Below are 12,369 nucleotides of genomic sequence, written 5' to 3'. Positions count from 1 at the left end.
GGAAGCCGTCCAGACTGACGTTGCCCGCCTCCCTTCCCCCGGGGAGGCGGGCTTCGTCATGTACCGTCCCGCGCCCACCCGCCCACCAGACCGGAATCGTTCGTTCTAGTGGGGTTCTCGTTCTGGAATGCAGAAATCGTGGCCGGAAGGGAGCGGAGTCACTCCGCACGCGCACGGGGAATGCGGGGCCCGGCTCCTTATGCTGAATCCATGACCAACTCCGCCCGCTTCGATCGCGGCCACACCGACGACCTGATGTCCTTCCTCGCCGCCAGTCCGTCGCCGTACCACGCGGTCGCCAATGCGGCGGAACGGCTGGAAAAGGCGGGTTTCCGGCAGGTCGCGGAGACCGACGCCTGGGACGGCGAGAGCGGCGGACGGTATGTGCTGCGCGGCGGCGCGATCATCGCCTGGTACGTCCCCGAGGGCGCGAGCCCGTCCACTCCGTACCGAATTGTCGGCGCTCACACCGACTCTCCCAATCTGCGGGTCAAACCGATTCCGGACACCGGTGCGCGCGGCTGGCGGCAGGTCGCCGTGGAGATCTACGGCGGCACCCTCCTCAACACCTGGCTCGACCGCGACCTCGGACTGAGCGGCCGGGTGACGCTGGCGGAAGGTACCCACCGGCTCGTGCACGTCGACCGGGCGCTGCTGCGGGTGCCGCAGCTCGCCGTGCACCTCGACCGCTCGGTCAACTCCGAGGGCCTCAAGCTCGACAAGCAGCGGCACATGACGCCCATCTGGGGTCTGGGCGAGGGGACCGAGGGCGATCTGATCGCCTTCGTCGCCGAGGAGATCGGCGTTCCCGCCGAGGACATCAAGGGCTGGGACCTGATGGTGCACAGCATCGAGCCGCCGGCCTATCTGGGCCGCGACCGCGAACTGGTCGCCGGGCCGCGGATGGACAACCTGCTGTCCGTGCACGCCGGTACGGCCGCGCTCACCGCGGCAGCGGCCCGGGGCTCCGCGCTGAACGGCATCCCGGTGCTGGCCGCCTTCGACCACGAGGAGAACGGCAGCCAGTCCGACACCGGTGCCGACGGTCCGCTGCTCGGCACGGTCCTGGAGCGGTCGGTGTTCGCCCGCGGCGGCTCGTACGAGGACCGGGCGCGGTCCTTCGCCGGCACCATCTGCCTGTCGTCCGACACCGGGCACGCCGTCCACCCCAACTACAGCGAGCGGCACGAGCCGGGGCACCAGCCGATGCCCAACGGCGGCCCGATCCTGAAGGTGAACGTCAACCAGCGCTATGCCACGGACGGCAGCGGGCGGGCCGTCTTCGCGGCGGCCTGCGAACGCGCCGGCGTGCCGTGGCAGAGCTTCGTCTCCAACAACTCGATGCCGTGCGGGACCACCATCGGGCCGATCACCGCGGCCCGGCACGGCATCGCGACCGTCGACATCGGCGTGGCGATCCTGTCCATGCACTCGGCGCGCGAGCTGTGCGGCGCCGAGGACCCCTACCTGCTCGCGAACGCCCTGACGGCCTTCCTGGAGGGCTGAGTTGGACTTCTCGCTGCTCGGCCCGATCGCCGTAACGGCCGGCTCCCGGGAGCTGCCGCTCGGCCCCGCGAAACGGCGCAGTGTGCTGGCACTGCTGTTGCTGCAGCCCAACACCACCGTTCCGCTGGAGCAGTTGATCGACTCCCTGTGGGAGGACGAGCCGCCCGAGCACGCGCGCACGGTCGTCCAGGGGCACGTCTCCCGGCTGCGCGCCACGCTCGCCGAGGGCGGAGCCGAGGCGTACGGCATCGAGCTGGCCACGCACGGCTCCGCGTATCTGCTGCGGCTGCCGGAGGAGCTGATCGACGCCCACCGGTTCAGCGAGCTGGTGACGCTGGCCCGCCCCGAGGCCGCACCGGCCGACGCGGTGGCACTGCTGCGTGAGGCGCTGGGCCTGTGGCGCGGACCGGCGCTGACCGGCACGGTCACCAGCCCGCCGTTCGCGGCCGCGGCGCATGCGCTGGAGGAGCGCCGGCTGGCCGCGGTGGAGGCGCTGGGCCGGGCGCACGGCGCACTCGGCGAGCACGACCAAGCCGTGGCGATCCTCTACTCCGCGGCCGCGGGCCACCCGCTGCGGGAAGGGCTGATCGCCGGGCTGATGCGGGCGCTGTTCCGTACGGGGCGGCAGTCCGACGCGCTGGAGTGGTTCCACCGCACCCGCCGGCTGCTCAACGAGGAACTGGGCGTCAACCCCGGCGAGCGGCTGCGCAGCGCGTACGAGGAGATCCTGCGCGCCGAGGCGGCGGGCAGCGGGCCCCGGGACACGGCGAAGCCGACGTCGGGCGGGGGCCGGGCCGCGGCGCCGTCCGCGGGCGGGGGCCAGGTGCCCGTGCAGGGGATCACGGTGGGTTCGGCGCCCGACGGCCCGCGACCCGAAGAGGTACCTTCCGCCGGCCCGGGCTTCGGGCCCGTATCGGCCGGTGCGGGTGCCGGTGCCGAACGGACCGGTGCCGCGCCGCGGCTGCTGCCCCGCCCGCCCGCCCGCTTCCTGGGCCGCGAGCCCCAACTCGGCGCGTTGACCGATGCGTTGATGGACCGTACGACGGGTGAGAGTCCGCTCGCGGTGGTCGCCGGGCCGGTCGGCGTCGGCAAGACGGCGTGTGCCGTGCAGTGGGCGCATCTGCACGCCGACGCCTTCCCCGACGGCCAGCTCTTCGCCGACCTCCGCGGCTTCGGCGAGGGCGACGAGGCGGCACCGGCCGAGATCCTGCGCGACTTCCTGCTCGCGCTCGGCACACCCCCGGGACAAGTCCCCGGCTCGGCGCAGGCCGCCTCCGCGCTGTTCCGTTCGCTGGTCGCCGAGTGCCGGCTGCTGGTCGTCCTCGACAACGCCCGCAGTTCGGCGCAGGTACGGCCGCTGCTGCCCGGTGGGCCGCACTGCGCCACGGTCGTCACCAGCCGCAGCCGGCTCGACGGTCTGGTCGCCACCGACTGCGCCCGGCCGGTGGGCCTCCAGGCGCTCGGGCACGAGGAGGGCGCCGCACTGCTCGGCGCCATGCTCGGGCCGGAGCGGGTGGCCGAGGACCCGGCCGCCGCGCGCGAACTGGTCGACCTGTGCGACGGGCTGCCGCTGGCACTGCGGGCCGCGGCCGCCCAGCTCACCGCCCGGCCGCGCTGGCGGCTGGCCCGGCTCGCGGCCGCACTGCGCGACGAACAGCGACGGCTGGCGCTGCTGTCGGCGGAGGACACCGGGATCGCGGCGGCGCTGCGGATGTCCGTCGCCCGGCTCTCCGCGGACGACGCCCGGCTGCTGTCGGCGCTGGCGACCAGCGCGGACGGGCACCTCAACGCGGCGGTGGCGGCGGCGCTGGCCGGCTACGACCCGGAGCGCACCCAGGACGGCCTGGACCGGCTCGCCGAAATGCATCTGGTGGACGAGGAGGCCACCGATGTCTACACGATCAGCACGCTGACCCAGCTGTTCGCCCGGGACGAGCGCGGCGAGGGCGGGGGAAGCGGCGCCGGGGACAGGAAGGGACGTTAGGCGCGCGTTAGTGGCACGGCAGCGGCGGACGGCAGTCTCAAGGGCATCGACCGACCGACTCGGGGGAGACCGCCATGCCGCAGCGTCAGGACCGCACCAGCAGCCCGCGCGCCGCCCGTACCGCGCTGAGCGTCCGCCGTGGCACGCTGCGGATCGCCGCCGCCGGCCTGACCGCGGTGGCCGCCCTCACCCTCACCGCCTGCGGCGGCCAGGACAGCGCGCTCCGGACCAGCGAGGCCAAGCCGTACCACCCCACGGCACCACGCACCGAGGGCCTGCCGTCCCGGGCGGCACGGAAGCTGCCGGCGCCGGGGGCCGGCGAGGACCGGAGCGGTGCCCGTCCCGACGGCGGCGCGGCGGAGCAGGCCTCCGCACGGCGCGAGGGACCCGGCACGGCCGAGGGCATCGCCACCCGTCCTGCCGGCGGGACCGGTGCGCAGGGCCGGCGCGCCCAGGACGTACGGCATGCCGCCTGTGACGCCGCGGCGGTCCGGGTCGTCGCCAAGCCGCTGCAGCGGCCGGTCAACCACCTGCTGCTGGTGGCCACCAACACCTCCGGTGCCACCTGCGACCTCTACTTCGCGCCCAAACTGCGCTTCGACGACGCGCAGTCGCCGCTCGCCGAGCTGCCGGAGAGCAGGCCGCAGGCGGTGGTCACCCTCGCGCCCGGGGAGTCGGGCTACGCCGGTGTGCTGACCTCCACGGCCGACGGGTCCGGCCGGAACGGCGGCAGGCGGACCGCGCTGTCCGTCAGCCTCCCGGGCCGTGACGGCAAGGGCAGCATCGGCGGCTCGGTGAAGGTGGCGCTGCCGGGCGGCGCGGTGTACGTCGACGACAGCGCGTGGGTGACGTACTGGCAGCCGGACGCGGGCGACGCCACCGCCTGGTGAGGCGCCACACCACCGCCGACTCCCCTTGAACCAGGGCGCCCGCATCCCCCAGCGGGCGCCCTTCCGCTGTCCCGTCATGTCTCATGCAGGGCCCCGTCATGTCCCATGCCGTCGGCATCCCCGCAGGTCATCACCGTGCACGCGGGGTCGATGTCTCAGGGGACGCCACGTCCCGGGCCGGCCCCCCCTGCTTGCTCCCACGATGTTCTCCATCGCCGCGGTGGGACCACCCGGCGGCTCACCACCGGCCACCGGCTATCCGGCCAACGGGCCGTCCACGGAGGGGAACGGTATGGAGGAGTCCGCGCACAGCGGCCGCAGGACCGTGGTGCGGAAGGCGCTGCCCGCAGTGGTCGCCGCGGGAATCGGCGTCGCCGGATTCGCCGGGCCGGCCCACGGCGGCGAGCCCGGCTCCGCGGCCGCCCGCGGCGTACGGCAGTCGGCGGGCACGGACGCACGGCAGCTCACGGCCGCCAACGGCCGGCAGGCGGCGGCCGCGGACTTTCCCACCTGGGGGACGCGTTGGGTGGTGCACGCCGGCCCCGACATCCACTCCCCTGCCGTCGGCCTGATCAACAAGACCGCTGCGGGCCAGGACCGGATCACCGCCGACCGCCAGGCCGACACCGGGCACGAGGTGTGCGCGGGGAGCGCCTGCTCGACGTACATGGCCCACCTCACCGGCCCGGTCACCGGCTTCCTCACGGTGGTCGCGGTGGACATACCGCAGGCCCGGCTGCCGGGCATACCGGTCCAGGGCGGTGGCGGCCGGCCCGAGCCGGGCGGCTCCCGCCAGGAGATGCTGAACCGGGCCGCCACCTGGCTCACCGCCAACCATGGCGCCCAGGTCCCGTACAGCCAGGCCGAGGTGTGGACGGACGGCTATCGCCAGGACTGCTCGGGCTATGTGTCCATGGCGCTCGGGCTGCCGACGCCGGGCACCAACACGGTGGGGCTGGCCACCAACCGCAGCATCACCCGGCCGATTTCGCCGGGCGAGCTCAAGCCCGGTGACCTGCTCATCGATGCGTCCGGGGACAACAACAACCGGCACGTGGTGATCTTCGAGAAGTGGAACAACGACGCGCACTCCTCGTACACGGCATACGAGCAGCGCGGCGGCCACGGCACCGACCACCGGACGCTGACCTACGGCCTGCCGGGCGGCGACGAGGAGTTCACGCCGTACCGCCCGGTGATGTTCGGCGACTGACGCGCCGTAGATCGCCCGTCGCTGTTTCACGTGAAACGGCGCGGTTGCTGCACGGCTCGTTTCACGTGAAACGCCACCGACCGTTCCGGGCCCGTTTCACGTGAAACGTCACCAGCCGGTCCGGACCCGATCCGGATCGTGTAACGAGGGGCACTTCCGTCACAGGGGAGCGGAAGTGCCCCTCGCGCGTGCATGTCCGCTGTGCTGGAATGCGGGATGTGCCTGGCAATCAGAACCACGCCGCTCATCCCCGACGTAAGCCACTGGCCCCTCTCCCCGACGAACTCGTCGGTCCCGCCCGCGACTTCGCCACCGCCCTGCGCCGTATGCACGGCGAACTCGGCTACAGCCTCAAGCAGTTGGAGAACCGGTTACCGGCGAGCCGCTCCTCCCTCTCGCGCTATCTGCGGGGCCAGGGCCTGCCCGACGAACGGCTACTGGTGCAGTGGTGCACGCTCTCCTTCACCGGCGAGGACCGGCTGCCCGCACTCGTCGAGCTGCTGCACCGGGCCCAGGAGGCGGCGGACTCGGGCGCCGCGGTCGCACATGAGGTGGACGGGACGGGCGGACCGACGGGCCAGGCGGCAGAGCAGGGATCGGAGCAAGGGGCGCGGGGACGGCGTCGACTGCCGCTGGTACTCGCCGCACTCGGGACAGCCGCCGTGCTGGCCGGTGCCGCGGTGGCCATTCCGGCACTGACCGGGCCGGACCGGACGTCGGACGGCTCCTCGCACGGCACCGGGGGCGCGGGCGGAGCGCGGGGCACGGAGGCCTCGGCACAAGGCACCGGGTCCGCCCGGATCACCGTCCACAACGTCGAACGGGCCTGCCAACACCCCCGCACCGAGAACTGTGCGCTCGGCCTGGCCCGTGATCCCTACCAGGTGTACCGGCGCTCCAACGTCGTGGGGCACGCCTGGCACGGTGACGTACTGCACGCGGTGTGCCGGATCGCCAACGGCGTGACGGTCACCGACGAGGCGGGCGGGCACAGCAGCATCTGGTTCCGGGTCGATCACCACGGCACCCGGATGTGGGTGCCGGGCATTCGCATCCGCCCGGAACAGCTGGAAAACACCCCATTGCCGACCTGTCCGGAGGGATCCTGACCCCGGTCCCGCGGCCCGCGATTCCGCCGTCCCTCATGACGTGCGGCGATGGCGCTCCCACCGGAGCCGCGATAAACCCACCCTGGAAGATCGAACCGCAGTCGATATCGTGGCCGTGCCATGACAGACACGCCTCGCTGACCGTAGCGACCCACTGGGGGACTCCACCCATGACCGCACCCCGCTCCCGCCGCCGCTCCGCCGCGTACGCCGCACTGGCCCTCGGGCTGGCCGGTTCGCTCGCGCTGACCGGCTGCAACAGCCACTCCTCGAAGAAGTCGAAGAAGACCTCCTCCTCGTCCTCCAAGAGCAAGAAGCGCAAGATCATCGGCGGCGGTGCGGCCGCGGCGGGCGCGGGAGCCGGGGCGGCGTCGCGCCGGGTGTCCCCCTGCTGGCCCAGCACCTACCGGGTCACGTTCTCCCAGCAGACCGGCCCGGACAGCCATGTCACGGTGAAGTTCAAGAACAACACCAGCAACACGTGCCGGCTGTACAACGGCCCGCAGCTGCGCTTCAACAACGCCAAGGCGCCGCTGCCGCTGCTGACGGGCGACCCCGGTGCCCTGGGCGGCCCGACCACCGACGTGCCCGCAAAGGGCTACGCGTACGCGGTCATCCCGACCAACACCGCGGCCAGCAAGGGCACCGAGCAGAAGTCGGTGACCATCAACTTCATGGGCATCTCCGCGAGTTCCGTCACGCGCGGCCCGGTCACCCTGAACTTCGCGGAGAAGCGGCTGCACATCTCCGTCGGCAAGAGCAAGGTCACCAACTGGTCGCACAGCGTCCACGGGGCCGAAGTGATGGCCGGCGTCGGGAAGTAACCCGGCACTGCCACCGCCGAGGCCGCACCGGCGTGGCCCGGGCCCCGTCAACGGGCCCGGGCGCCGGTGGTCATTCGGCGTCCAGGCCCGCCAGCACCAGCCCGAGCCGCGCCACACCGTCCTCGGTGACGGTGACCGGAACGCCCCAGTCCTGCTGGTGCACATGGCAGGCGGGGTACTCGATGTCCGGGGCGTCGTCGCAGGAGGCGGCCATCGCCGAGACGTGCAGCACGCCCTCGGTCACCCCGTCCGCGAGCACCAGCTCCCGGCTGAGGTCGGTGCCGGCGCCCGCGCCGTCCGCGAGCAGCTCCGGCGGGGTCGCGCTGACCAGCAGTCGGGTCGACGGACCGTAGCGGGTGTCGAGCTTCTGGCGCGCCGGTGCCTGGAAGACCACGTCGAGCAGGAGCGCGCCCGGCGCCACCTCGGTGGCCGCGCGCTGGGTACGGTGCGCCACCGCCTCCACCCGGACCGCCTCCTCGGGCAACCGCAGCCGGGTCAGCCGGTGCCGCGCGGACTCGACGACCACGATGTCGTCGTCGACGAGCACCGCGTCGGACGGCTCGCGCAGGTCCGTCGCCAGCGTCGTCACCTCGCCGCTCGCCGGGTCGTACCGGCGCAGCGCGTGGTTGTAGGTGTCCGCGATCGCGACCGAACCGTCGGGCAGTGCGGTGACGCCCAGCGGGTGCTGGAGCAGCGCCTGGTCCGCGGCGCCGTCGCGGTGTCCGAAGTCGAAGAGGCCGGTGCCGACGGCCGTGCGGATGACGTATCCGCCGCCGTCCTCCGCGGGCTCGACCCAGCGGACCGCGCTGGTCTCCGAGTCCGCGATCCACAGCCGGTCACCGGCCGCCGCGAGCCCGGACGGCTGGGCGAACCAGGCCTCGGCGGCCGGGCCGTCCACCAGGCCCTCGTTCGTCGTGCCGGCGGCCACCTCGACCGTGCCGGTGACCGGGTCGTACGTCCACAGCTGGTGGACACCGGCCATCGCGATCCACAGCCGGTCCTGCCACCAGGCGACGTCCCACGGGGAGGAGAGCGCGACCTCGCGCGCCGGTCCGGACGTCGGTGAGCCCTGCCACCACTGCTTGCCGGTGCCGGCCACCGTCTCCAGCGTGCCGTCGAGAGGATCGAAGACCCGCAGGGCGTGGTTGACGGTGTCCGCGACGGCGACCTTGCCGTCCGGCAGCAGGGCCAGACCCTGCGGTTCGTTGAAGGTATCGGACGTCAGACCGCGCTCACCGCTGCCGATCCGGCGCAGCACCCGCTCGCCGTCCGCGGCCAGCTCGACGAGCTGGTGGCGGGTGGTGTCGGAGACCAGGAAGCTGCCGCCCGGCAGCCGGACCGCCTTGCCGGGAAAGCGCAGGTCGGTGGCGACCGGCTCCGGCGGTACGTACGGGCCGTCGCCGCGCCGCAGGGTGCCCTTCGCCTCGTGCTCCGCCTCCAGCTCCTCGACGAGCGTGGCGAGGGCGTGCGCATGGCCCTCGCCGGCGTGCTGCGCGACGACGTACCCCTCGGGATCGATGACCACCAGAGTCGGCCAGGCCCGCACCGCGTACTGCTTCCACGTGGCGAGCTCGGGGTCGTCGAGGACCGGGTGCTCGACGCCGTACCGCTCGACGGCGTCCACCACGGCCTGGTGCTCGGCCTCGTGCACGAACTTCGGGGAGTGCACACCGATGATCACGACCGTGTCGCGGTACGTCTCCTCCAGCTCGCGCAGCTCGTCCAGGACGTGCAGGCAGTTCACACAGCAGAACGTCCAAAAATCGAGAATCAATGTGCGACCTCGAAGGTCTGCGAGCTTCAGATCCTTGCCACCGGTGTTCAGCCAGCCGCCCTTGCCGATCAGCTCGGGGGCCCGGACGCGCGCACGTGAAGCCATGTGGACATTCAACGTCACTCGGGTGCATGCGCATTCCGCAGGGGCGCCGGGGAACAGGTCAGCCATGCAGCCCTCCTCCGCGGCGCAGCCGCCGCGCTCCGGCACCTTCCTCGTCCGCGACCGGATCTTCGGCATCGGCGACGACTACTGGATCGACGACGAGCACGGCCGCCACGCCTTCCTCGTGGACGGCAAGGCGCTCCGGCTGCGGGAGACCTTCGAGCTGAAGGACCCCCAAGGGCGGGTGCTGATCACCATCCGGAAGAAGATGCTGGCCCTGCGCGACACGATGACGATCGAGCGGGACGACGCGCCGCTGGCCACCATCCGCCGCAAGCGGCTCTCACTGCTGCGCAACCACTACCGCGTGGAGCTGGCGGACGGCACCGTGCTGGACGTCAGCGGCAGGATCCTGGACCGGGAGTTCGCGGTCGAGTACGAGGGCGAACTGCTCGCCGACATCTCGCGGCGCTGGCTGACCGTGCGCGACACGTATGCGGTCAAGGTCGTACGGGACGACGCGGATCCGGCGCTGCTCATCGCCGTCGCGGTGTGCGTGATCCGGCTGGCCGAACGGGAGCGCGGCGTGGACTGAACCGCGGGCGCCCGGAACGGTGCGCCGGAACCCGCTGCGGTAACGGGGCCTCGTCCTACGATGGTCCCCCGAAAGCACTGCCGGGGTGCCCGTGCGCAGCGGTAACTTAACTGCACAGACAGCAGCCCGCGTACGAACCGTCCGAGGGGTCCCGTGACCGTCCATCCCAGCCTTCAGTCCTCCATCGATGCCTGGACGCACTCCATAGAAGCGATAACCGAGCTGGTGACTCCGCTCGTCGAAGGCGAGTGGAACCGGGCGACGTGCCTGCCAGGATGGTCGGTTCGCGATGTGGTCTCCCACATCATCGGCCTGGAATGCGAAATGCTGGGCGATCCACGGCCGATCCACACGCTGCCGCGCGACCTCTACCACGTCCGCAGTGAGTCGGCGCGCCGCATGGAGGTGCAGGTCGACGTCCGCCGGCACCACACCGCGCCGGAAATGCTCAGCGAACTCGAATACACCGTCATCCGGCGTTCCCGGCAGCTGCGCAACGAGTCCCGGCAGCCCGACGCGGTGGTGCGCAGCCCGCTCGATGAGGACCGGTCGCTGGAATTCGTGCTCCAGCAGCGTGCGTTCGACGTCTGGGTGCATGAGCAGGACCTGCGCCGGGCGCTCGGCAAGCCCGGCAATCTCGACTCCCCCGGCGCGCAGGTGGCCCGCGATCTGCTGGTCAAGGTGCTGCCCGGCATCGTCTCCAAGAGGGCCCAGGCGCCGGCCGGTTCGGTGGTGGTCTTCGACGTCAGCGGACCGGTGGAGTTCCTGCGCACGGTCCGGATCGACAACGAGGGCAACGCCACCATCGACGGCAGCGTCTCGCTGGGCCCGACGGTGACGCTCGCCCTGGACTGGGACACCTTCCACCAGCTGGCCTGCGGCCGGGTCCGCCCGGCGGCGGTCGCCGAGCAGATCAAGATCGATGGTGACCAGGAGCTGGCCGAGGCGATCCTGGACAACCTCGCGGTCACGCCGTAGCGACGTCGGGCCGGCGGACATGACGCGTCGGCCGGCCCCCGTTTCACGTGAAACACCATCCGCTGCTTCAGGTGAAACACCATCCGCCGTTTCACGTGAAACAGCGCTGCTCAGGCCGGCACATGCACCGCCTCGACCCGGCTGACGACCAGCCGCTCGCGCTCGCGGCGGGCGGCCCGGCGGCGCAGCCGCAGGATCTGTGAGACGCCGACCGCTTCGAGAACGAAGACCGAGGCGAAGGCGATCCGGTAGTCGTCCCCGGTCGCGTCGAGCAGGACGCCGATGGCGAGCAGGGTCGTCATGGATGCGGTGAAACCGCCCATGTTGACGATGCCGGAGGCGGTGCCCTGGCGCTCGGGCGGATTGGCGGGCCGGGCGAAGTCGAAGCCGATCATCGACGCCGGGCCGCAGGCACCCAGCACCGCGCACAGCGCGATCAGCAGCCCCATGGGCGCATGGGCGGACGGCCAGCTCAGCACGATCGCCCACAGCAGCGCGGTGGTGCCGACCGTGCCCAGAGCCAGCGGCATGCGGGCGGCGTGGTGGCGGGCGATGATCTGGCCGTAGACCAGCCCCACGGCCATGTTGGAGAGCACCACCAGCGTGAGCAGTTCCCCGGCGGTACCGCGGGAGAGCCCCTGTGCCTCGACGAGGAACGGCAGCCCCCACAGCAGCAGGAAGACCATGGCCGGGAACTGGGTGGTGAAGTGCACCCACATGCCCAGCCGGGTGCCGGGTTCCCGCCAGGCGTCCGCGATCTGCCGGCGCACGAACCCGGCGTCGGTGTGGCCGGCCGGGGCGGGCGGCGGCTCGAAGCCCTCGGGGTGGTCCTTGAGGAAGACCAGCAGCACGATCAGCACGACGATGCCGCCCGCCGCGCTGGCGGCGAAGGTCGGGGTCCAGCCGAAGGTGTGCAGGAAGCGGGCGAGGACGAGGGTGGAGATCAGGTTGCCGGCCATCCCGACCAGCGCGGCGATCTGCGCGATCATCGGGCCGCGCCGGGCCGGGAACCAGCGGGAGCCCAGCCGCAGCACACTGATGAAGGTCATCGCGTCACCGCAGCCCAGCAGCGCGCGCGAGCCGAGCGCCATGGGGTACGAGGCGGACAGCGCGAAGCCGAACTGGCCGGCGGTGTAGAGCACGACGCCGAGGGTCAGCACCTTCTTGGCGCCGAGCCGGTCGACCAGCAGACCGACGGGGATCTGCATCCCCGCGTACACCAGCAGCTGGAGGATGGAGAAGGTCGACAGCGCCGAGGCGTTGATGTGGAAGCGCTCGGCGGCGTCCAGTCCGGCCACGCCCAGGCTCGTGCGGTAGGTGATCGCGACGAAGTAGACGGCGACGCCGATGCCCCAGACCGCCATGGCCCGGGGGCCGCCGGGCGGGTCGGA

The 12,369-nt window shown here is 72.3% G+C and carries 10 protein-coding genes; 8 read left to right on the top strand and 2 right to left on the bottom strand.

Going from position 1 to position 12,369, the window contains the following annotated elements:
* Positions 1-210 precede the first annotated feature (210 nt).
* The 6 genes from AB0G35_RS02975 to AB0G35_RS02950 all read left to right on the top strand — a co-directional run bounded on the left by AB0G35_RS02975 (position 211) and on the right by AB0G35_RS02950 (position 7,526).
* A complete protein-coding gene (locus AB0G35_RS02975) occupies positions 211-1,506 on the top strand; it encodes a M18 family aminopeptidase (RefSeq protein ID WP_360942682.1) in 1,296 nt (431 codons plus the stop codon).
* 1 nt (position 1,507) lies between these two features.
* Entirely contained in the window at positions 1,508-3,490 is a 1,983-nt protein-coding gene (locus tag AB0G35_RS02970) for a BTAD domain-containing putative transcriptional regulator (RefSeq protein WP_360942679.1), read from the top strand.
* 74 nt (positions 3,491-3,564) lie between these two features.
* Complete coding sequence (locus AB0G35_RS02965) at positions 3,565-4,380, top strand: DUF4232 domain-containing protein (RefSeq protein WP_360942676.1); 816 nt, start codon at positions 3,565-3,567, stop codon at positions 4,378-4,380.
* A 202-nt stretch (positions 4,381-4,582) separates the two neighbouring features.
* Positions 4,583-5,593, top strand: a complete 1,011-nt coding sequence (locus AB0G35_RS02960; RefSeq protein WP_360942673.1) for a hypothetical protein — start codon at positions 4,583-4,585, stop codon at positions 5,591-5,593.
* Positions 5,594-5,802: 209 nt separating this feature from the next.
* Positions 5,803-6,702: a helix-turn-helix transcriptional regulator gene (locus tag AB0G35_RS02955; RefSeq protein WP_360942670.1), complete on the top strand. Its 900-nt coding sequence runs from the start codon at positions 5,803-5,805 to the stop codon at positions 6,700-6,702.
* Positions 6,703-6,872: 170 nt separating this feature from the next.
* On the top strand, positions 6,873-7,526 hold the full coding sequence (locus AB0G35_RS02950; RefSeq protein ID WP_360942667.1) for a DUF4232 domain-containing protein: 654 nt from the start codon (positions 6,873-6,875) through the stop codon (positions 7,524-7,526).
* A gap of 70 nt (positions 7,527-7,596) precedes the next feature.
* Here the strand turns inward: AB0G35_RS02950 and AB0G35_RS02945 are convergent, their stop codons facing one another.
* Positions 7,597-9,405, bottom strand: a complete 1,809-nt coding sequence (locus AB0G35_RS02945) for an NHL domain-containing thioredoxin family protein (RefSeq protein ID WP_360942664.1) — start codon at positions 9,403-9,405, stop codon at positions 7,597-7,599.
* Between the two features lie 64 nt (positions 9,406-9,469).
* Between AB0G35_RS02945 and AB0G35_RS02940 the strand changes: the two genes are divergently transcribed.
* On the top strand, positions 9,470-10,000 hold the full coding sequence (locus AB0G35_RS02940; RefSeq protein ID WP_360942661.1) for an LURP-one-related family protein: 531 nt from the start codon (positions 9,470-9,472) through the stop codon (positions 9,998-10,000).
* 153 nt (positions 10,001-10,153) lie between these two features.
* Entirely contained in the window at positions 10,154-10,978 is an 825-nt protein-coding gene (locus AB0G35_RS02935) for a maleylpyruvate isomerase family mycothiol-dependent enzyme (RefSeq protein ID WP_360942658.1), read from the top strand.
* Positions 10,979-11,088: 110 nt separating this feature from the next.
* Here AB0G35_RS02935 and AB0G35_RS02930 read toward each other — a convergent pair whose 3' ends face one another.
* Positions 11,089-12,342, bottom strand: a complete 1,254-nt coding sequence (locus AB0G35_RS02930; RefSeq protein ID WP_360943082.1) for an MFS transporter — start codon at positions 12,340-12,342, stop codon at positions 11,089-11,091.
* Positions 12,343-12,369: the final 27 nt, after the last annotated feature.

Origin of the sequence: Streptomyces sp. NPDC021749, from assembly GCF_040640655.1 — a bacterium.
Classification (GTDB): Bacteria; Actinomycetota; Actinomycetes; order Streptomycetales; family Streptomycetaceae; genus Streptomyces.
The sequence above is the reverse complement of the archived record's forward strand: the minus strand, read 5'-3'. Positions and strand labels throughout refer to the sequence as shown.

Bases quoted from the DNA above. Each gene is read 5' to 3' on its own strand.
- AB0G35_RS02975 (WP_360942682.1), top strand. From the start codon at position 211: ATGACCAACTCCGCCCGCTTCGATCGCGGCCACACCGACGACCTGATG.
- AB0G35_RS02955 (WP_360942670.1), top strand. From the start codon at position 5,803: ATGCGGGATGTGCCTGGCAATCAGAACCACGCCGCTCATCCCCGACGT.
- AB0G35_RS02960 (WP_360942673.1), top strand. From the start codon at position 4,583: ATGTTCTCCATCGCCGCGGTGGGACCACCCGGCGGCTCACCACCGGCC.
- AB0G35_RS02950 (WP_360942667.1), top strand. From the start codon at position 6,873: ATGACCGCACCCCGCTCCCGCCGCCGCTCCGCCGCGTACGCCGCACTG.
- AB0G35_RS02940 (WP_360942661.1), top strand. From the start codon at position 9,470: ATGCAGCCCTCCTCCGCGGCGCAGCCGCCGCGCTCCGGCACCTTCCTC.
- AB0G35_RS02965 (WP_360942676.1), top strand. From the start codon at position 3,565: ATGCCGCAGCGTCAGGACCGCACCAGCAGCCCGCGCGCCGCCCGTACC.
- AB0G35_RS02945 (WP_360942664.1), bottom strand. From the start codon at position 9,405: ATGGCTTCACGTGCGCGCGTCCGGGCCCCCGAGCTGATCGGCAAGGGC.
- AB0G35_RS02930 (WP_360943082.1), bottom strand. From the start codon at position 12,342: ATGGCGGTCTGGGGCATCGGCGTCGCCGTCTACTTCGTCGCGATCACC.